This window comes from Spirosoma sp. SC4-14, assembly GCF_037201965.1.
Lineage (GTDB): Bacteria > Bacteroidota > Bacteroidia > Cytophagales > Spirosomataceae > Spirosoma.
The window spans coordinates 2,845,001-2,865,656 of the sequence record NZ_CP147518.1 but is presented as its reverse complement, the minus strand read 5'-3'; the positions used below and the strand labels follow the sequence as shown (position 1 = coordinate 2,865,656).

The following is a 20,656-nucleotide window of genomic DNA, read 5'->3' as shown; positions in this document are numbered from 1 at the left end:
TGGCCGACCATGCCCATGAACCACCTGAATGACAAGATGCTACGTACTGGCGGCCCGCTGGTTCTGTGGGCTGCCGGTACGGTGTTCTTTAACCTGAACACGCTGGTGGCGGCCCCCGTGAGTCGCTGGCGGTTCATTACCTATGGTATTTTCACGCTTTACTTATCCTGGTTTACCATTCGGCAACTGGTTATACAGGCCCAGCGCCGGTATGCCGGTCTGGAACACACCCGGCAACGGATCATCTGGCTGACCGTACTGAGTGTGCCAGTTACAGGGTTGCTGGTACTGGTTCGTTTGCTGCTGACGCAGTACTACGTCTTTGCCAACAAGCAGGAGCCGGATTTGGGTGACCCGCTGTTCATGATCGGTATCGGCCTGTTCTACGCCACCATTATCGGAGCGATCTACGAAGCGCGGTATTTTTTCCGGCAATGGCTGATCGAAAAGCGGGCGTCGGAAGAGCTGCGCCGGACCAAACTGGAAATGCAGCTTCGATCGCTGAAAGAGCAGGTGCAGCCCCATTTCCTCTTCAACAGTCTCAATACGTTGCAGGCGCTGGTAAAAGCCAACGAAAACCCGAAGGCTGTCCGCTTCATCGGTGAACTGGCGCAGGTGTATCGGTATCTGCTGCAAAGCAATGAGCAGCCCCTGATCACGCTCGACGAAGAACTGACCTTTACCCACGCTTACCTCGGCCTGTTGACAACACGCTTTGAGACGGGGCTGCACGTCGACATTGCCGTTGACCCCGCCTGCCGGATCTGCCGCCTGCCGCCCCTGACGTTACAATTACTGGTTGAAAACGCCGTTAAGCACAACGTAGTGTCGGCGAGCCGCCCACTCACGATCCGCATCCACAGCGACGGGTGGGCCAGGTTGGTGGTTGAAAATAACCTGCAGCGACGGCCCCGCTCCGACGTGGCATCTGCCCAAAAAGGGCTGTTGGCTATCAGCCAGAAATACCGCCTGCTAGGCCAGCCCGAAATAGAGATTCAGGAAGACGAACAGGCTTTTATCGTCACAGTACCCCTGGTAAACTAACATTATGAACCTACTCATCATTGAAGACGAACCCCTGGCGGCCCGGCAACTGCAAACGATGGTGCTGGACTACGACCCGACGGTGACGGTGCTAGCTATCCTGGACAGCGTGGAAACGTCGGTCGGCTGGTTTCAATCGCACCCGCAGCCCGACCTGCTGCTGGCCGATATTGAACTCGTGGACGGGCAAAGTTTTGATATTTTTGCCCGGGTAGCGGTTAAATGCCCGATTATTTTCACGACCGCCTACGACGAATACGCACTAAACGCGTTTCAGGTCCATAGTGTGGACTATCTGCTCAAACCGATTGACGAAGCGGCCCTCCGCCGAAGCCTGGCCAAATGGGGTGAGTGGCAGCACCGCTACGGGCCAGTCCATCCGGCTCTCGATCTGGGCCAGCTACTCGCTACGTTACGGGCCAGTCCGCCCCCCGCTCCAGATTATCGCGACCGCTTTTTACTGAAACAGGGAGCCCGTTTGGTACCCGTCGACGTAGCCGACATGGCGTATTTCTTCACGCGCGAACGCTTAACGTTCGTGCAGATGTGGGACGGTCGTACCATGCTGATGGACTACGCCCTGGATGAACTAGGCGAGAAGTTGAACCCAAAGCAGTTTTTTCGTGCCAATCGGCAATTTATCCTGAGCGTGAAGGCGGTCGGCCGGGTGCATCTGCACTTTAACGGTCGGCTCAAAGTCGACCTTAACCCACCAATCGAGGAGGACGTCTTTATCAGCCGCGACCGGGCAGGCGAGTTTCGAGCGTGGCTGGGCGAGTGAATCCTACCAACGAACGTAGGTAACTAATCGTATCCGACTTGTTGTGGTTGACAGGTTTAAAATCGACTGGCCTTTCCATCTGATAAATCGTTCGCGCAACCGTCTTAATATGAAGCCCACATAGCAACTGACCGAGTTAATATATAAGCCGCCATTATCGAGTGCAAGTTTAAGCAGAGCCGCTGTTTTTGGCCAACCCCCAATAGACATATGTAATGAAAGTAGAGCCAACAACTGACCGGGGTAACTCGGCAGTGATTCACGAAACGTTCCAAAGTTCCGGCTGTAGAAAGTGTGCAATAAAAACATAGTTTGTCGATACGATCCCTGCAAAACCATGTACCAACGTGGGTATTATAGCGTCTGGCGTTTATATACGGCTCAGGGTTATCAATCACCGATTAATTTTGAGAATCGGACTGCCGAAGCGGCAGTATTACCAGACTAATTTCACTCAATCTCTAAATCAAAAAGTGTCCGGCAAAACCGGCCCACCTCATTTTGCTATTACTCTTTGCTTTATCCACTCAGGCGCTTTTCGGCCAACAAACAAATACGAACGTTTCGTCCAGTATTCCTTTTAATTTGACCAGCTATAATAACCTCTCTGTAAAAGCGGTATTGAATGAGAAGGATACGGTAAATCTGATGGTTCATACGGCGGCCAACACCGTTACACTTACCGAAGACGCGGCCAAAAGTCTTCGCTTCGATGGAGCCGATAGCGTAAAAAGCTGGGGCGGCTCTGAAAATACATCGTGGTTCAGCAAGAGTAATCTACTCCAGATTAGTGAGCTAATGCGGTCGAATACACCCATCTGGGAAAATAAAAATTCCGGTCCGCAAACCGTCAATACTTTTATCTAAAACCAAACCGATTGCTAAAAATCGCTTACACCGCCAGTTGAAGCCAAGCCATGTCCGATTCGCTACAAAAGCATATCCAAAAATTCATCACCGTCAATGACCAGAATCTTGCCGACGCTTTACCGTTTTTCCGGTCGATACACCTCCGTAAAAAGGAGAATCTACTGGAGGAAGGGCAGGTCTGCAAATCGAATTATTTCGTCGTAAGCGGATGCCTTCGGATGTTCTTCATCAATGAAAAAGGCGTGGAGCAAACCGTACAGTTTGCGCTCGAAAACTGGTGGCTCTCCGATTATACGTCGTTCTCCACGCAAAAGCCCGCTGTGTTTTCGATTCAGGCCGTCGAGAAATCGGAAGTTATGGCCATTGATTATGCCCAAAATGAGGCTATGTTGACGCAACATCCTTATCTGGAACGCTATTTCCGACTCGTTCACCAGCGGGCACATGCAGCGGCTCAGTATCGGATGAAGTACCAATACGATCACTCGCGGGAGGAACTTTACCACGAGTTTGTCCGACTGTTCCCGGAGTTTGTCCAGCGAATTCCGCAATACTTACTGGCTTCGTATCTGGGTTTTACGCCCGAATACCTGAGCGAAATCCGAAGCCGAAAGCATTCTTAAACTGGTTTAAGAAGTCTGGCCTGTAAGTGGATTTACCTTTGTTCCAACCAAAACAACACAGCAATGGAACAACGAGTAAAGATTCAACAAACGCTGCCTGCGGTCTGGAAGGCCATGTACGGCTTATCGGCCAGTGTCAGTCAACTGAGCATATCGCCGATTCAAAAAGAACTGATCAAGATTCGGGCGTCGCAAATCAATCAGTGTGCCTTCTGCCTGAATATGCACACCCGCGATGCGCTAAAACTCGGCGAAACCCCACAGCGCATTTTTCTGCTGAACGCCTGGCGCGAAACCGACCTGTTTACGCCCGAAGAGAAAGCGATTCTGGCCATCACCGAAGATGTAACCCTGATTCATCAGCATGGTGTTTCGGACGCTACCTATCAGCAGGCCGGGCAGTTTTTCAGCCCCGAAACCATTGCCGAAATCATTATGTCGGTGGTGGTCATCAACGCCTGGAACCGCATTGCCGTAAGTACAAATCTACCCATCGACTAAGGCGCATCGTCAACAACGTTTCAGCCCAAAGCCCATCAGGAATGATAGTCATCTCATTCCTGATGGGCTTTGATGCATTCGTGATGCTCCCTTCGATGTAGAAAACTCCACTCAAAGGCTTATCTTTGCGGAGTTCATTCAATACATTCCAACATGTAAGATCTAAGTAACAGGATAATTTTCCTGAGTTCCGGCCCAACGGAACGTTTGACAGTTCATTTGTCAGATCGTCAACTACACCACCCAGACGTGTATTGACCTATACTTAGCAATCATGTAATCCATTTCATTTATCTGAGTCATTGCTGCTGGCCTATTTATCCGGCAATGGCTACGACTCCCTCTATACAGTCCATTCCTTTCGGACCTGTATAGCTATTTCATTAATCTACTTCAGTTCATTTTCTAAATTCCTCTTCCTCATGAGTATCGTCGTGAACGCACTTTCCTATATCTATCCCGATCACGAAATCCTGTTTCAGCACCTTCACCTGTCGGTGGTTACCGGCGAAAAAGCCGCGCTGGTTGGCCATAACGGGTCGGGCAAATCAACGCTATTACAACTGATTGCCGGGAAGCGAATGCCCTCCGAAGGCGAAATCGGCCTTTCCGAAAACCTATATTATGTACCGCAGCATCTGGGACAATATGACGAACAAACAGTAGCCCAGGTTCTCGACGTAGATTCCAAATTGCGAGCATTACAGGCCATTCTGGAAGGCAACGTCAGCACCGACACATTTACGCAACTGAACGATGAATGGGACATCGAAGAGCGCGTACAGGCAGCTTTGTCGTACTGGCAGCTGAATCATGTCGATCTGAACCAACCGATGAAATGGCTGAGCGGTGGCGAAAAAACGAAGGTCTTTCTGGCGGGTATTCTCATCCATGAACCGGGTATTATTCTGCTCGATGAACCCTCGAACCATCTGGATACACAAAGCCGTGACCTGCTGTATGCGTTTATCCGGAAAAGCAAAGCGACGATGCTGGTGGTTAGCCACGACCGGGCGTTATTGAATCTGCTCGACACCACGCTGGAGTTAAGCAAAAGCGGTATTGAGGTTTTTGGCGGCAACTATGATTTCTACCGGGAGCAGAAAGAAGGCAAACGTAATGCCCTGCAAGCCCAGCTAGACGAAAATGCCAAAACGCTCAAACAGGCCCAGCAAAAGGCCCGCGACCTGGCCGAACAACGCCAAAAGCAGGAAGCCCGTGGCAAAGCGCAGGGTAAAACCCAATCGCTCCCCCGAATCATTGCGGGCGGGCGGAAAAGTCAGGCGGAGCAGAGTACGGCAAAGCTGAACGATGTTCAGCATGAGAAACTAAACGGGCTGGCCGACCATCTTAAACAGATAAGGAGCCAGATTCAGGACTATCAGACTCTGAAAATAGACCTTCAGTCATCGGGCTTACATCGGGGCAAGATGTTGATTGAAGCCAAGGACATCAATTTTAGCTACGGCAGTCAGATGCTCTGGCTTTCTCCGCTGAGTTTTCAGATACGCTCCGGCGACAGAATCCGTATCTCCGGGGCTAATGGTTCGGGCAAAACAACGTTGATCAACCTGCTGACCGGTGAGCTACAACCGTCGACGGGAAGCCTGTACCGAGGTGATTTTCGCTATGCATGTATCGATCAGGAATATTCGATCATCAGCAAGCAGTATTCTGTTTATGAACAGCTTCAGCAGCACAACAGCCGCCACCTGCCGGAGTCGGAGCTGAAAATGATGTTGTATCGTTTCCAGTTTCCCCGCGAAGCCTGGGACCGAAAATGCGCGGAGTTGAGTGGTGGCGAGAAAATGAAACTATCACTTTGCTGTCTGGTGGTCAGCAACAACGCTCCCGACCTGTTGATTCTGGATGAACCGACCAATAATCTGGACATTCAGAGCCTGGAGGTACTTACATCGGCCATTAAGGACTTTGCGGGTTCCGTCGTCGTTATTTCGCACGATCAGTATTTCATTGATGCGATCGACATTGACTCGACAATTTCAGTGAGGTAAGTTTTGACAGCCTTACTTTTACATCTGACCTGATTTGACAAAACTGAGCGCAGGCACTATGGAAGCAGATTACGCCTTATTGATCAATACTATTCGTCATTGGATAACGGTAGCAGAAGAGGAAGAAGCTATTGTTCATCTTCTGTTTGAACGCCGGACAATAAACGCCAGCGATTTTTTTCTGCAAGCTGGAGATGTCTGTCATTATGTAGGCTTTGTGGTGAGGGGTCTGCTCCGGTATTACATCCTGGACGACGGACTGGAGCATACGTACGATTTCTCAGCCGAGCAGTCGTTTACCTGCAATTATGAAAGCTTTCTGACCCAAACACCCTCCATCCGGTTCATTCAGGCTATTGAAGATACGCAACTGCTGGTTATTAACTACCGTAATCTACAACGGTTGTATGAACAACTAATGGAGGGGCAAAAATTCGGGAGGCTGGTAGCTGAAGACCTGTTTGTTGGGATGTTGCAAAAGCTCACCTCGTTTTATAAAGAAACTGCCGACGAACGATACGATACGTTTATCAGAAGTTTTCCGAATTTGCAGGAGCGGGTACCTCAGTACGTGGTCGCTTCTTATGTTGGTATCAAACCACAGTCGCTCAGCCGAATTCGGGCGCAGCGGGCAGGAAAGCACTATTGACGATCTTCACCCATGTGAATGCGAATGGCTGTATGGAGCCGGACCTTTGTCGGGTCAAAACAAATCATACAGCCATGCTCACAGAAAAATTGCCTTTAGGGGCCAAAATCGTCGGTTATCTATTTACGTTCGGACTTCTTTTTATCGCTGGTCGTTTTTTGTTAGCCAGCGAGTCCGCCGAACACGACTTTGGGCTTATTTATAACCAGCCCAACAATTCGTTTCATTACATTAAAGCCGTGCGGGATCTGTTTTCAGGCGTAACCATCGGTGCTTTCACGCTATTGAACTGGCGCAAACCACTTGCCATCGTCTTTCTGACGGGTTCACTGGTTCCGCTCGGCGATATGATCATTGTTCTTACGTCACCTTCAGCCTTGGCAAGCGCAGCCTGGATTCATGGCCTGACGGCACTCACAGCCTGGATTACCAGCTACTTTCTGCTACGCCCAAAAAATCGGTAAGCGACTTATTACTCGAAAATAGACAGGTACCGCTGAACCGACGCATCGAACACGGACCGACCGTTTTCCGCAATGACCATGCCCTCGAAAGCACCGTAGATACGGTCGAACGAAACCCCGGCCATCCGATCCCGGATCTGTTCAATCGCTTTTTTGGGCAACGGAATGAGATTCGGATAGCTGTACATAAACGTAACAAGCCGTCGGCTGCGGGCTACGTAGATGGTATCGCCGGTTAGCAGGTTCGTTTGCCCGGACGAATCGGGCTGGAGCAGTACGCAACTTCCCGGAAAATGACCACCCGTATTGATGATCTCCATACCGTCCCAAAGCGATTTTCGTTCGCCCGACCAGAACGCTATGGCTGATGTGTGATTTTGCACCCAAACGGCGTCGCTCTGGTGAATATAGACCGGACATTCAAAAACTCGCGCCCACTCGGCCATCAGGCTATAGTAGTGCGGGTGCGAGATCGCAATGGCTTTCAGACCGCCCAGGGAGCGAATGAAGGCAATGGTGGGTTCGTCCAGAAACGGCAGACAATCCCACAGTACATTGCCCGATTCGGACAGAATAAGAAACGCCCGTTGACCGATGGCAAATGCGGGGGTAATTCGTAGATCATACAGCCGGTCGCTAACCTGACTGAACCGGATGGCGCGGTCTTTTGCCAGTGTTGCCAGGCTCGTCCATGTTTGGCCGTTATCGCCAATATACTGCCGCTCGTCGTCGCAGATTGGGCAGAGTTCGGGTAAGGCAACGTCTGATGGATATTGCGTTCCGCAGGTCGCGCAAATGGTCCTGTGGTCAGTGAATAGTATCATCGAAATCATGGGGATGGATTCATTCGACAGGATTTACAGGATATTACTGATATAAAAAATCCTGTAAATCCTGTCAAAAACTATTTCTTCTCCAACTTCTTTAACTCACTCTGGATATACTCTTTCGAGAGCCAGTTCGTACCCATCATAACGCCTTCAATGTTGCGCGTCTGGGTGATGTCGTTCAACGGATTTCCGTTCAGCAGCACCAGGTCTGATACGTTTCCGGTTTTGATCGTTCCCCAATCTGACTTATTAAAGTACGAGGCCACGTTGACCGTTCCGGTTCGGAGGGTTTCGTAGGGTGTGAGCCCCGCATCAACCAGGTATTTCATTTCGTGATGAATCGAAAAACCCGGCACGTTGAGCACCTGTGGTGCATCGGAACCCAGCAGCAGATCGACACCGCCTTTCTGGCATTCGTAAATCAGCTTCCGACGAATCTGGATTAACTTCTCGGCATGTTCTTTCGAGAAATTGGGGTTGCTGTTGTAGCTGGTCTTCTGATTCAGCCAGTTCGTTATCTCCTGCGGTTTCATGTATTTGAACTCTGGCGCATTAGCAAACGCATCGGCGGGTAGTGGCGAAAGCCAGCGTTCAGCCAGCGCCTGCGTCGGAACGACCCGAATGTGTTTGTCGCGCAAGCCCTTCACCAGTTTCGGAATCTGCGACACATCGGCCCGGTAGGCAATCCACGACCCAAACAAACCCGTTTCCGGCTCAGCCAGTGTATCCGAGCGCGGCACAATGGCTTCTACAAATCCATCCAGATGATCGATGGACGAATATTCTGCCTCAATAGCTCGCCAGACACCTACGTTGAACGATACATGGCCTACAAATCCAATCCCTACTTCATGAGCCGTTTTGGCAATGGCCGGAAAGGTGGCCAGCGTAAGACCGGGATGCAGTTTGAGAAAATCGTAACCAGCCGCTTTTTGCTCACGCACCATCTCGGCACCCCGTTCGGCCGTTTTGACGGTTTGCCCGTTGAACGATGGTCCTGTGGTATAGAAATGTGGTCCCAGAATTTCCCCGCTGTTGATTTTGCTGCGTAGTTCGAGGTGTTTGGGGTGGCCCAGCATCCCTCGAATAGTGGTGATCCCGTTGGTCAGGTACAGCATCAGCACGTCTTTCATGGCCTGAATGTCGTCGTTCGGCGGCACGTGCGCATGAATCTCCGCCCAGCCGGGTGTCAGGTATTTTCCTTTGGCGTCAACCACCAGCGCATCACTACCAAATTTTACACTTCCTTCCTTTCCGAGCGCCGTTATCCGGCCGTTCTTCACCACAACAGTTTGATTGTCCAGTACGCGTTCACGGTCCATTGGAATCACATTCACCGACCGGAATACGATTTCGCGTTGGGCATTGCTGGCGAGGGTTTGCGCGGGGAGCGTGGCGCAGGGTGCCAGGAGCACCGTGTTAATAAAGAGAAAAAGTAAGGTTCGCATGATAGGAACGAGTTTGTTGTCAGGAATAGCACTAGCCGATGGTGAACCAATTTCGGCCCGTTCTGATTGGATACTATGTAATTGAACGATTCAGTCACTGAGCAAACAATATCCTGATAGTCAATCGCTAATTCACGCAATCAGGTTGGTAAATTTATTTATTTCGGCCTGAATAACCCACAAGCCATTTCCGAACAAGCTGTCTCATGAAAGTCAAAGCCATTATTACCGGTGCTACGGGCATGGTAGGCGAAGGTGTCCTGCTCGAATGCCTGAACCATCCTGATGTGGAACAAGTGCTGATTGTGAACCGCAAAGCCAGCGGTTTTTCGCATGCAAAACTCCGCGAAATTGTTCACAAAGATTTCTTCAACCTGGCCCCCATTGCCGATCAGCTAGCAGGGTATAACGCCTGTTTTTTCTGTCTGGGCGTATCGTCGGTGGGCATGAGTCAGGATGAATACAAACACCTGACCTACGACCTGACCCTGCATTTTGCCGAAATTCTGGCCCAAAAAAGCCCTGATTTAACGTTTTGCTACGTTACCGGGGCAGGCACCGACAGTTCAGAACAAGGTCGGGTTGCCTGGGCGCGTGTGAAGGGAGCCACCGAAAATGCCGTAATGCGCCTGTTCAAAAAGGCATATATGTTCCGGCCGGGCTTTATGAAAGCGACTCCCGGCCAGAAAAACATAAAAAGCTACTACACTTTTTTAGCCTGGCTATATCCTATTGGCCGAGCACTTTACCCGGCCGGTTTTTGTACCCTGAAAGAAGTGGGACAGGCCATGGTCAACACTGTAACGAAAGGCTACGAAAAGCAAATTTTGGAGGTAAACGATATTGTGGAACTGGCCAAACAATAAAAAATCATTGGTCATTTGTCAATGGTCATTGGTTTTTCTAATGACCATTGACAAATGACCAATAACACGACACTAACTAAGCTAGAACGGGCCTCGGCTGCACTTCCCGCACTTCTATTTTACCCTGATAGGCCAGAATTGGGCAAGCTTTCGCCATCTCAGTGGCTGCGTTCAGGTCAGCGGCCATCACCCGAATGGCACTTACTACCCGAAAATTCGAATCGGTCAGATAACCCAGCGAAATCACCCGCTCTGGTCCCGAAATGACAACCCCTGGCTGGTTGATCAGGCTACTGCCAACAAATACACCCTGCTCAGTCCAGTGTTGAATCAACGCTCCCCAATCGGCGGAATTTTGCTTCTGTTGTTCCGGCGTTAACGTCTGTTGTGTGCCAAACTGCACTAAAAAAACATATTCGTTCATGGTCGTCATTGTTTTGTTTTAGCAACGCATCTCGCGTCTGACGATGCAAAACTACCCTGACGATCAGCCCCGGAATTGTAAAAAATCATTGATTTACCAGTAGCGGCCAGCCTTGAAAAACTGTTGCGGAGACTGACCGGTAAACGACTTAAAATCGTTGATAAAATGCGCCTGATCGAAATAGCCAGCGGCATAGGCCGTGTCGGTCAGGCTTGTTCCTGGTGAGTAGCGATTAATGATGTGCCGAAAGCGAACAATTTCGGCAAACTGCTTGGGCGAGGTTCCTACCATACGCCGAAATCGTTTTTCGAACGGATCGCGACTGATGGGCAAGTCGGTCAGTAGTTCTTTTATGCGAATTGCCCCGTTGGTCCGCCGAATGTTCCGAATTGCGTTCGTAACAAGGGCATCGGTCGTAATGCCAGTCATTCGCCGAATCAGGAATTTCTCTACGACTGACACCCGCTGCCGATTACTCTTTGCTTCGGCCAGTTGTTCTTCCACATCACGGATCAGTTGCGGAGGAAATAACGAATCGAGCGCCACGTTTAAGCCAAACAGTTCGTGAATCGGCTCGCGCACCAAGGCAGCGGCTCCGCCTTCCTGAAAAATAACCAGTAGATTGGCAGTAGCACTGGCGTAGTTTACCAGTCGGGTCGTATTACGAAGTCCAGTGATGACCGATGTTGGTAAGCTGGTGTCGGTGGCGTCGGTCGTATAACTCACTCCGCCCCTATATCGAAAGGCCATAACAGCCGACGTTGTAGGCAGAATTTTATTGACCATTCCCAGATCGCTTTCGATGATCATAAACCGCTTTACCAGGTGGCTCAACTGGGCTGTGGGTAAAAATAGCTCGGTATTCATATCAGGAGATTGTATAAAACCAACCGCTCTCCTGGCAACAGATTTTGGGTCTATTTCATTCAACGGTACCGAACTTGCATCTTAGTCGATTACCGACACGACCACATAATTATCATTCCGGGTGATGCCATACAGGATTACCTTATTTTTTATGCTCCGGTCGATGGCAAAGGCTTGCCCTTCGCTCACGGTCGGAATGGTTTTTATGTATTGGAGCGTGTGGCCCCGTTCGGGTAGTTTAAGCACATATAATTCCGGCTTATCATGCCCGGTGCAATAGATGAAGCCATCGTTGCTCCAGGTTCCACCCGACGTACTGTAAGGCGAAAAACTCTGTAGCACATTACCCGGAAACGCCCAGGCTTCCACCTGCTGCCAGCTTTCGGTAAATTTCACCAGTGTTGTCCACCGATTGTCGCGCCCTTCGGCCATGGCTTTGTTCGAGTAATTGGCAAAGGCGACCCACCAGTGGCCCTGATAAAAATCGGCCCAGGTAACAGACCCCGGAAACAGCCCGAAGCTATGGCTTCCAATATGGCGCAGTGTGCTGGTATCAAAAATTTCGATAGAGCTGGCCATCGGCACATCGGGATAATTGGAATGTGTACAATACAGTTTTTTACCCAGCACCACGCCACTGTTCATGTGTTTCAGCAGTCCGGTTGTATCCTGCCAGGCTGCCACCTGTTTGCCATCGGCTTTGGTATGTTTCGTCAGCGAATGGTTGTTGATGACATAAAAATGTGATTGATCGACCGCTACGCCCTGCTGCACCTGCGGCAGTTGAAAGCGCCGTATCTCCTGAGCTTTCTGACCAAAACTGCCATTGTTGCTTCCCATTAATACCATGAAGAAGAAACCTAAAAGAGAACCATATACATACTGCATAGCCCTATAATGCCTTTGTGTTAAAACCGACAAAACATTTCCGAAAACCGCTTAATAATAGAGACGCGCTCTTTCAGATAGCGCGGTCCGGCAAAGGTATTGGCCCAATCGTCCAGGTTTTCGTATTGAAATCCCAGATAAAATATCCAGAACATGATACCCAGAAATGGTACTGCCTCCAACTCTTCATCCGACAACGGCCGTATTTGCCGATAGCCCTCTACAAAAAGGAGATATTGACGATCGGCCTCTCCTTTCGTGATTTTACCCGTGGCAGTATGAAAGAAAAAATGGACTAGAAACGACGCCAGATCATTTGCCAGAAACCCTTTCCCCGCAAAATCGAAGTCGAATAGCGTTAACCGATCACCGTCGAAATGGAAATTCTTAGGCAAGTAGTCATAATGGCAGTAGCCATAGCTAAAACAATCGGTATCGAACGTTCCGAGTTTCTGAATAACCTGACCAGCAATGGCCAGTAAGTATGAATACCCTTCCGGATCATCGACAAACCAGGGTTTCAGCCGTTGGAGCGGCCGTTGGAGCGTAGTTTCAATGTCATATGCGTTACGCTCATAGGCCAATTCGATTTGGGAGGTAATATTGTGGTTAAATGCCATCTCACGCCCAATAATCCGCAGTTGTTCATCCGTAAAATCGTAGACGTTTTTGCCATTAGCAAACGAGAATAATACCCCATGGCGCGTTCCTTCGGCCGCAGAGAATACCTGGATTGACTCGTTGTTACGGTCCAGAATCGGATAGGAAACCTGAGCCCCACGTTCGTGCAAAATACGGATCAGCTCGACTTCGCCTTTTATTTCATTCAGCTTTCGATGGGCACTTCGATATACCTTGAAAATATAGCTATCGGTCAGGCCATCCAGTCGATAGGTATCACTCACGCCGTGCAACAGGAATTTTCCCGTCAGATTCGTGAGACCATAGTGCTTTTCAATATGGTTGGTTAATGCAACTGTCGATAACGTAGAGTACTGGGTAGGAAAGATGTTCATGACAGAGTGAGTTAAAAGCTGGGTTATCTAACGCAAAAAGGGCTGTGGTTTACACAGCCCCAATCCAGTACGTAAGTAAGTTTACAAATACACCGGCAAACCCGTCCGAACCGATTCGTCGCAGGCAAACGCAATTTGCAGGCTGTTAACGGCATCCTGCATATGATCGGTCAGGTCCAGGTTTTCCTGAATTGCTTTCAGGAAATAGCGCTGCTCCCGGTTGCAGAGTTCCTGATGATTCGGTTCATCCTGCATATCGATCCAGGTATCGGCTTCTGCAAATTCATCATTTGCATTCAATGTTGCCCGGTGAACCCGAAGCGATTCGGTTTTCGTATGGGAATCAACATCATCTGATTTACCAGCTGCTCCGGCATTTTTCGCCACTATCGACACACAGCCTTTCGGCCCAATTACGTCTTTCACAAAGAAAGCTGTTTCGCTCATCATGGGTCCCCACCCGGCTTCATACCAGCCCACCGAGCCATCCTCGAAACGGATCTGTAGCTGGCCGTAATTGTAATTACCAGCCGGAATTTCGTCGGTCAGTCGGGCACCAATGGCATTTACCTGAACGGGTTTCGAACGTGTCATCTGGCACATCACATCAATATAATGAACTCCACAATCGACAATTGGGCTCAGGCTTTTCATCAGATTCCGGTGAACGGTCCACATGGCTCCGTGGCTCTGTTGGTTTAGGTTCATCCGCATCACCAGCGGTTTCCCCATCTCGCGGGCCACGTCAACAAATTTTTCCCAGGACGGATGATGCCGCAGAATATAGCCCACAACGAGTTTTTTACCCGCTTTTTGGGCAGCAGCCATAACTCGCTTAGCGCCTTCGACGGTGTCGGCCACTGGCTTTTCGATAAACACATGGCAGCCTTGCTCAAAAGCCTGAATAGCAAACGATTCGTGGGTGTCGGGATAGGTCGAAATACAAACAGCATCGGGTTTGGTTTCGGCTAATGCTGTTGCATAATTGTCGAATAGCGGATAGCCGCCACCCAGTCGTTGGTTGAGTATAACCTTACTATTACCGGTCGATACGATACCGCAAATTTCGAATCCGTCGAGGTTTTTATACGCGGTTGCATGGGAAGCTCCCATGTTGCCGCATCCGACGACAAGCACCCGCAATGAATTTGTTGAAAGAGACATGAAAATGACGTTGACAGGTAGTTAGTGTTAGGCGCATTGGATCGTCTGAGCAATTCTCAGGTAGCGATTTGATGCTAAACTATTCGATCGAACCACAAAGATAGTACATCTATCAGAAGTGCTGTAGTGGTTTGCAGAACAGATATTCGTAATCTGCAAGTAATTTTGTAGGCTATGCATTCAGATTCGTCATCACTTCCTTCAACTGCCACGCTCGATGTACTCTATCGATCGGATGACTTGGTAGCGATCAATAAACCACATGGGCTGCTGGTGCATCGGTCGCCAATTGCCAGCGATGCCAGCGAATTTGCGGTTCAGGTTCTCCGCAACCAGCTTGGGCAACGGGTTTATCCGGTTCATAGACTTGATCGCAAAACGAGTGGTGTTCTTCTTTTTGCCCTGAATGAGACCATGAACTCCCTGATGCAGCAACAGTTTGCTGATGGTTTATTATCGAAAGCCTACCGGGCTATTGTTCGTGGCTATACGGCTAATGAACAGGTTATTGACTATCCACTCCGGCGCGACGACGGTGTAGTTCAGGATGCTGTTACGCGCCTGAAAACCCTCCAGCGTACCGAAATTCCATTGCCATTCGGCAAACATCAGACATCCCGCTACTCACTCGTTGAGCTCACGCCCACTACCGGCCGAATGCATCAGTTGCGGAAGCACATGGCCCATATTCTGCACCCCATTATTGGTGATCGTCCGCACGGCTGCAACAAGCAGAATAAACTTTTTCTGGATCATTTTCAGATGAATACCATGCTGCTACACGCCTGTCAGCTTCAGTTTAATCATCCCCTTTCTTCAGAAACCATCGTCATTTCCGCCCCCCCACAATCTGAATTTCAACGTATGATGCATGAATTATTCGGAAAATATCATTAACCTCGTCAAACTATTTCTTACTTACCAAAACAACCAATGATTATTCTGTAAGCCATCGTTATCTGGCAAAAAAAACATAGGCAAAGACTCAATAACCACGAAATAACCGCTCACACCAAATTTTATACGGTTCATCATCGAAAAGAGCCATCTCATAATTTGTTGTTTTAATCGGGAAAAAAGCCCCTGTACTTTTGTCCGCAAGTGAACAGAGGCTGTCCGGTTGTGGACGTTATCAGCGATCAGCAAAACACATAACATGCTGATAATCAACAATAAATCCAATTGGCACAACCTTTGGCTTAGTAAAGACAAACAGATAAACAACAAACACTAAACACAAATACTACCATGTTAACACTAATGAGCAAATTGGCCGGTTCGATTTTGATGAGTGCCGCTACGCTGGCAAACCCAACCACACCCAAAGCCCTTCCTTTCGATGCCAGCGCCTTTGTAACAGTTAATAACCAGATTCAGCTTGCTGTCAGTAAAACATCCGACGTTCCAGTAGTTGTACTGCTTCGGAATGCGAACAACCAGATTCTATTCCGTCAGGGCATTAGCAAAAAGGAGTCGAAATATGCGGTAAAACTGAATGTTGACGAACTAGCCGATGGTGAGTATGAGCTTGAGGTAAGGTCGAGCGAAGGCAGCATTCGCAAACACCTGAATGTGTCGACGCAGCCAGTTCAGCAAACCGCCCGTGTGGTGGCTATGCAGTAAACGACAAATGAATTAAAAACGCAAAACCCGGCATCGACCGGGTTTTGCGTTTTCTCTCAAACCAGATTGGTCAGGAAACACCTTTAAATTCTTCCTGTTCAACAAAAGGCTGGCTTCTAAGGCGTTTGCCGGTTGCTTTAAACAGTGCGTTGGCAATTGCTCCTCCGGCTGGCGGTAGCGAAGGTTCGCCGAGGCCAGTAGGTTCAATGGTATTCTGTACAAAATGGACTTCAACCTCAGGGACTTCGTTTAAGCGGATAAGCCGATAGTCGTTGAAATTTTTCTGCTCCGGTATGCCGTCCTTAAACGTTATATGACCGTACATGGCATGTCCAATTCCGTCGACAACACAACCCCGAACCTGCTGCTGGGCTCCACTCTGATTAATAACAATACCACAATCAGCAGCTGAATAGACTTTTTGCAGAACGGGTTTTCCTTTTTGCATCACAACCTCGCCCACCTGCGCCACATAGGAGCGGTGGGAGAAGTAAACGCTGAACCCCTGCGCCAGTAGCTTTCCGTCGGGGCCTTTCTTTTTACCCCAGCCTGACTTTTCGGCGGCCAGCTCAATTACGCCTTTCATCCGGTCAATATCGTATTTGATTGCACCGATCGGTTTCTGCTTGGCTTTATCGAGCAATTCGAGCCGGAATTGCACTGGATCTTTACCGGCTGCCTGTGCTACTTCATCAAGAAACGATTGTTCGGCAAAAGCCAGGAAGTTTGTGATGGGCGCTCGCCAGGGACCAGTCGTAATTGGCGATTTATGATCGACACTATCGATCAGCAGGTTATCTACGGCCCCCGATGGGAAATTATCTTCGCGTGTGGCGTTTCCGGCATTAATACTGGCTCCGCGCAATTTATAGCCGATCATGTTCCCCTGTGCATCCAAAGCCGCTTCGAACCGATACCGGACAGCCGGTCGATAGCTACCTCCAGTCATATCGTCTTCACGAGTCCAGATTAGTTTAACCGGGGCATTCACTAGTTTAGATACCTGAACAGCCTCGACCACATAATCGGCCTTTAAGCGACGTCCAAAACCGCCCCCCATGCGGGTTAGCTGCACAGTTACCTTGTCGGGCGATATTCCTAACAGTTTAGCCGTTTCGTTACGGGCTAATTCAGGGGTTTGCGTTGGCCCAACCAACTCAACACCATCGGGGCGGACATGCGCAAAGAAGTTCATCGGTTCCAACGGGCTATGTGGCAAGAATGGGCATTGGTATTCGGCCTTAACTACCTTAGCCGCGCTTTTAAAAGCACTTTCTACATCGCCATCTTTCCGTCGGACGGTCGCTTCTGAGCTATCCAGCATTTCTTTGAACAGTCGGTTATGGTCGGCTGTACTTTCCAGTGCATCGGCCTTTTCCCATTCAATTTTCAAAGCGTCTTTAGCTTTTTTGACCTGCCAGGTCGATTTCCCGACAACAGCTACATTGTTATCGAAGGTTAGCACATTAACGATTCCAGCTATTGCTTTGGCGGCTTTATCGTCGACTGATTTTAGTTTATACCCAAAGCCCGGTCGCTGAATCATGGCAAACAACATGCCATCACGGTAGAAGTCGAGGCCGAAAAGGGGTTTGCCCGTAAGAATTTTCGCATTATCGACATTCTTAACCGTAGTACCAATGAGCTTGAAGTCTTTGGTATTTTTCAGTTTCACATCGGTCGGAACAGCTAGCTTACTGGCGTCTGCTGCCAGTTCGCCATAATCGGCTCTCCGGTTGCTGGCAGTATGCAATACGTATCCATTTTCGGCTTTACACTCCCCTACCGGCACATTCCACCGCCTGGCTGCTGCTTCCAGCAACATTTGTCGGGCAGTTGCTCCAGCTTTGCGCAAACGCTGCCAGGAGTGTGGGATAGAGCCGCTACCACCGGCAACCTGACGCTCAAATTTCTTGGTATCCAGAGGAGCCTGCTCAACAACAACTTTTTTCCAGTCGGCATCCAACTCTTCGGCAACGATGATTGGGAAAGCCGTTTTTATACCTTGTCCAACTTCAGGATTAGGCGAAAAAATAGTGATAATGCCCTGCGGATTAATGGAGAGATAGCTGTTAAAATCAACGCTCTCTGCCGCAGCAATATCAACAATTGCCGATGTTGCCGCTTCCGTTTCAGCCCAATTGAAGCCTAACAGAAGTCCTCCACCGGCAGCCGTTGCTATTTTCAGGAAATTTCTACGACCTGGCTTTGATAAAGTCTGCATAGCTATTTGGTTTTAGCAGGTTTAGAAGATGCAGAATATTCTGATGCCCGTTTTACGGCTTCGCGAATGCGATGATAGGTACCGCACCGACAAATGTTCCCAGTCATTGTATCATCGATCTGGGCTTGAGTAGGTTTGGGAGTATGCTTCAGGAGGGATGCCGCCGTCATGATCTGACCTGCCTGGCAATAGCCACATTGTGCTACATCGATTTCATCCCAGGCTTTCTGAACAGGATGATCGCCCTTTTCGGAAAGCCCCTCGATGGTTGTCACTTTACTTTTTCCTACAGATGAAACAGGAAGAACACATGATCGAGTAGCCTCGCCGTCAAGATGAACGGTACAGGCACCGCATTGTGCGATTCCGCAGCCATACTTTGTACCAACCAGCCCGAACGAATCACGCAATACCCACAGTAAAGGGGTATCGGGGTCTACATCGGCCTGATAGCTGCGACCATTGATTTGTAGTTTGAAGATAGCCATTGGTTTTCAGGGTTGACTCTACGTAGCTAAGTTAGGAAAACTCAGAAACTACTCATCTACAAAGCCCCAAAAGCTTATTAATGGCCGCACTACTTTTTTTAGGAGTATTTAGGATTCCCCTAAAACAGAGAAAGCCCTCTTTGGGAGGGCTTTCTCAACAATTCATCAGGTGGCACCTACCTACTCTCCCACTTGTGACAGCAGTACCATCGGCAGTACGGGGCTTAACGGCTCTGTTCGAAATGGGAGAGGTGTTCACCCGCCTTAACAGCACCAACCTGTTGACTCTTTTGAGCTTATACGCTCAACTTCTTTTCGTCTTTAAGCCCACAGAGAGAAACTTCGATAACACTATCCACACAATAACTCCTCTAAGCTGTATTATACTCGCGTCCGGGCTCATTAGTACGACTCAGCTCTATGCATCTCTGCACCTACACCTGTCGCCTATCAACGTGGTCGTCTTCCACAACCCTTTATACCGGATGACTCATCTCGGGGCCAGTTTCGCACTTAGATGCCTTCAGCGCTTATCTGTTCCCAACGTAGTTACTCGGCCGTGCCTGCGGCCAAACAACCGATTCACCAGCGGTTGGTCCATCCCGGTCCTCTCGTACTAAGGACAGACCCCCTCAGTCATCCCACGCCCACCACAGATAGGGACCGAACTGTCTCACGACGTTCTGAACCCAGCTCGCGTGCCACTTTAATCGGCGAACAGCCGAACCCTTGGAACCTTCTCCAGCCCCAGGATGTGACGAGCCGACATCGAGGTGCCAAACCTCCCCGTCGATGTGAGCTCTTGGGGGAGATCAGCCTGTTATCCCCGGCGTACCTTTTATCCTTTGAGCGATGGCCCTTCCATGCGGAACCACCGGATCACTATACCCGACTTTCGTCCCAGATCGGCCTGTATGCCTCACTGTCAAGCTGGCTTCTGCTATTGCACTCCCCTGCCGATTACCGTCCGGCATGAGCCAACCTTGGGAAACCTCCGTTACCCTTTCGGAGGTGACCACCCCAGTCAAACTACCCACCAAACACTGTCCCCCTTACAGGGTTAGAACGCCAGTCAGCCAAGGGCGGTATTTCAAGGTTGATTCCACGATGCCTGGCGACACCGCTTCGCAATCTCCCGCCTATCCTACACATGCCTGACCAGCATCCCATGTTAAGCTGTAGTAAAGGTGCACGGGGTCTTTCCGTCCCGTGGCGGGTAAGCGGCATCTTCACCGCTACTACAATTTCACCGAACTCATGGTTGAGACAGTGCCCAGATCGTTACACCATTCGTGCAGGTCGGAACTTACCCGACAAGGAATTTCGCTACCTTAGGACCGTTATAGTTACGGCCGCCGTTTACTGGGGCTTCAGTTCAAACCGTCGCTCACGCTAAGCTCCCCCCTTAACCTTCCAGCACCGGGCAGGTGTCAGACCCTATGCGTCAACTTTCATTTTAGCAGAGTCCTGTGTTTTTGGTAAACAGTCGCCTGGGCCTCTTCTCTGCAGCCTCCCACTCGCGCAGGTAGGCCCCCCTTATCCCGAAGTTACAGGGTCATCTTGCCGAGTTCCTTAACCATGATTCATTCGTGCACCTTAGAATATTCTTCCCGGCTACCTGTGTCGGTTTGCGGTACGGGTATCCATACGCTTAACGCCATTCAACTTTTCTTGGAAGCATCATCAGTCCTTCGCTTCAGCCGAAGCCTCCGCTCAACGCCCACTTCCGTCCGGACGTAGAACCCCAAACACTCCGTCATCAAATGACCTGCATGGATAGTAGAGGACTATTAACCTCTTCCCCCTCAGCTGCGCCTGTCGGCTATGCCTTAGACCCCGACTAACCCTCCGTTGACTGCCATCGCGGAGGA

20 protein-coding genes and 2 rRNA genes (1 of these 22 only partly in view) are annotated in these 20,656 nt (G+C 49.7%); 11 read left to right on the top strand and 11 right to left on the bottom strand.

Features of this window, described 5'->3' with window-relative positions; genetic code table 11:
- The first annotated feature begins 15 nt into the window (after positions 1 to 15).
- The 8 genes from WBJ53_RS11550 (at position 16) to WBJ53_RS11515 (ending at position 6,947) form a co-directional block, all read left to right on the top strand.
- Positions 16 to 1,044, top strand: a complete 1,029-nt coding sequence (locus tag WBJ53_RS11550; RefSeq protein WP_338876274.1) for a histidine kinase — start codon at positions 16 to 18, stop codon at positions 1,042 to 1,044.
- Positions 1,045 to 1,048: 4 nt separating this feature from the next.
- Complete coding sequence (locus WBJ53_RS11545; RefSeq protein WP_338876273.1) at positions 1,049 to 1,825, top strand: LytTR family DNA-binding domain-containing protein; 777 nt, start codon at positions 1,049 to 1,051, stop codon at positions 1,823 to 1,825.
- 501 nt (positions 1,826 to 2,326) lie between these two features.
- On the top strand, positions 2,327 to 2,692 hold the full coding sequence (locus tag WBJ53_RS11540; protein WP_338876272.1) for a hypothetical protein: 366 nt from the start codon (positions 2,327 to 2,329) through the stop codon (positions 2,690 to 2,692).
- Positions 2,693 to 2,742: 50 nt separating this feature from the next.
- Entirely contained in the window at positions 2,743 to 3,318 is a 576-nt protein-coding gene (locus WBJ53_RS11535) for a Crp/Fnr family transcriptional regulator (RefSeq protein WP_338876271.1), read from the top strand.
- Between the two features lie 63 nt (positions 3,319 to 3,381).
- The gene (locus tag WBJ53_RS11530; RefSeq protein WP_338876270.1) at positions 3,382 to 3,819 is read left to right on the top strand and encodes a carboxymuconolactone decarboxylase family protein; all 438 of its coding nucleotides are present in this window, start codon (positions 3,382 to 3,384) and stop codon (positions 3,817 to 3,819) included.
- Positions 3,820 to 4,241: 422 nt separating this feature from the next.
- The gene (locus tag WBJ53_RS11525; RefSeq protein WP_338876269.1) at positions 4,242 to 5,834 is read left to right on the top strand and encodes an ABC-F family ATP-binding cassette domain-containing protein; all 1,593 of its coding nucleotides are present in this window, start codon (positions 4,242 to 4,244) and stop codon (positions 5,832 to 5,834) included.
- A gap of 58 nt (positions 5,835 to 5,892) precedes the next feature.
- Positions 5,893 to 6,483, top strand: a complete 591-nt coding sequence (locus WBJ53_RS11520; protein WP_338876268.1) for a cyclic nucleotide-binding domain-containing protein — start codon at positions 5,893 to 5,895, stop codon at positions 6,481 to 6,483.
- A 74-nt stretch (positions 6,484 to 6,557) separates the two neighbouring features.
- Positions 6,558 to 6,947, top strand: coding sequence for a DUF4267 domain-containing protein (locus WBJ53_RS11515; RefSeq protein ID WP_338876267.1), 390 nt, complete (start codon positions 6,558 to 6,560; stop codon positions 6,945 to 6,947).
- Positions 6,948 to 6,955: 8 nt separating this feature from the next.
- Here the strand turns inward: WBJ53_RS11515 and WBJ53_RS11510 are convergent, their stop codons facing one another.
- Positions 6,956 to 7,771 carry an MBL fold metallo-hydrolase gene (locus tag WBJ53_RS11510; RefSeq protein ID WP_338876266.1) on the bottom strand — a complete coding sequence of 272 codons (816 nt, stop codon included), beginning with the start codon at positions 7,769 to 7,771 and terminating at the stop codon, positions 6,956 to 6,958.
- Between the two features lie 80 nt (positions 7,772 to 7,851).
- Entirely contained in the window at positions 7,852 to 9,225 is a 1,374-nt protein-coding gene (locus WBJ53_RS11505; protein WP_338876265.1) for an amidohydrolase family protein, read from the bottom strand.
- Between the two features lie 206 nt (positions 9,226 to 9,431).
- Between WBJ53_RS11505 and WBJ53_RS11500 the strand changes: the two genes are divergently transcribed.
- Positions 9,432 to 10,091, top strand: a complete 660-nt coding sequence (locus WBJ53_RS11500; protein ID WP_338876264.1) for an epimerase — start codon at positions 9,432 to 9,434, stop codon at positions 10,089 to 10,091.
- Positions 10,092 to 10,167: 76 nt separating this feature from the next.
- Here the strand turns inward: WBJ53_RS11500 and WBJ53_RS11495 are convergent, their stop codons facing one another.
- The 5 genes from WBJ53_RS11495 to WBJ53_RS11475 form a co-directional block, all read right to left on the bottom strand.
- Entirely contained in the window at positions 10,168 to 10,515 is a 348-nt protein-coding gene (locus WBJ53_RS11495; protein WP_338876263.1) for a hypothetical protein, read from the bottom strand.
- 93 nt (positions 10,516 to 10,608) lie between these two features.
- Positions 10,609 to 11,382: a helix-turn-helix domain-containing protein gene (locus WBJ53_RS11490; protein ID WP_338876262.1), complete on the bottom strand. Its 774-nt coding sequence runs from the start codon at positions 11,380 to 11,382 to the stop codon at positions 10,609 to 10,611.
- Between the two features lie 81 nt (positions 11,383 to 11,463).
- The gene (locus tag WBJ53_RS11485; RefSeq protein WP_338876261.1) at positions 11,464 to 12,270 is read right to left on the bottom strand and encodes a hypothetical protein; all 807 of its coding nucleotides are present in this window, start codon (positions 12,268 to 12,270) and stop codon (positions 11,464 to 11,466) included.
- A 20-nt stretch (positions 12,271 to 12,290) separates the two neighbouring features.
- On the bottom strand, positions 12,291 to 13,286 hold the full coding sequence (locus WBJ53_RS11480) for a phosphotransferase (protein WP_338876260.1): 996 nt from the start codon (positions 13,284 to 13,286) through the stop codon (positions 12,291 to 12,293).
- Between the two features lie 81 nt (positions 13,287 to 13,367).
- Positions 13,368 to 14,450 carry a Gfo/Idh/MocA family oxidoreductase gene (locus WBJ53_RS11475; protein ID WP_338876259.1) on the bottom strand — a complete coding sequence of 361 codons (1,083 nt, stop codon included), beginning with the start codon at positions 14,448 to 14,450 and terminating at the stop codon, positions 13,368 to 13,370.
- Positions 14,451 to 14,624: 174 nt separating this feature from the next.
- Between WBJ53_RS11475 and WBJ53_RS11470 the strand changes: the two genes are divergently transcribed.
- Positions 14,625 to 15,347 carry a pseudouridine synthase gene (locus tag WBJ53_RS11470; protein ID WP_338876258.1) on the top strand — a complete coding sequence of 241 codons (723 nt, stop codon included), beginning with the start codon at positions 14,625 to 14,627 and terminating at the stop codon, positions 15,345 to 15,347.
- 351 nt (positions 15,348 to 15,698) lie between these two features.
- Positions 15,699 to 16,073, top strand: a complete 375-nt coding sequence (locus WBJ53_RS11465; RefSeq protein ID WP_338876257.1) for a hypothetical protein — start codon at positions 15,699 to 15,701, stop codon at positions 16,071 to 16,073.
- A gap of 70 nt (positions 16,074 to 16,143) precedes the next feature.
- Here WBJ53_RS11465 and WBJ53_RS11460 read toward each other — a convergent pair whose 3' ends face one another.
- The 4 genes from WBJ53_RS11460 to WBJ53_RS11445 form a co-directional block, all read right to left on the bottom strand.
- Positions 16,144 to 18,297: a xanthine dehydrogenase family protein molybdopterin-binding subunit gene (locus WBJ53_RS11460; RefSeq protein WP_338876256.1), complete on the bottom strand. Its 2,154-nt coding sequence runs from the start codon at positions 18,295 to 18,297 to the stop codon at positions 16,144 to 16,146.
- Positions 18,298 to 18,299: 2 nt separating this feature from the next.
- On the bottom strand, positions 18,300 to 18,785 hold the full coding sequence (locus tag WBJ53_RS11455) for a (2Fe-2S)-binding protein (RefSeq protein ID WP_338876255.1): 486 nt from the start codon (positions 18,783 to 18,785) through the stop codon (positions 18,300 to 18,302).
- A gap of 167 nt (positions 18,786 to 18,952) precedes the next feature.
- Positions 18,953 to 19,063 (bottom strand): 5S ribosomal RNA (gene rrf, locus WBJ53_RS11450).
- Between the two features lie 103 nt (positions 19,064 to 19,166).
- Positions 19,167 to 20,656 (bottom strand): 23S ribosomal RNA (locus WBJ53_RS11445) (it continues 1,343 nt past the right edge of the window).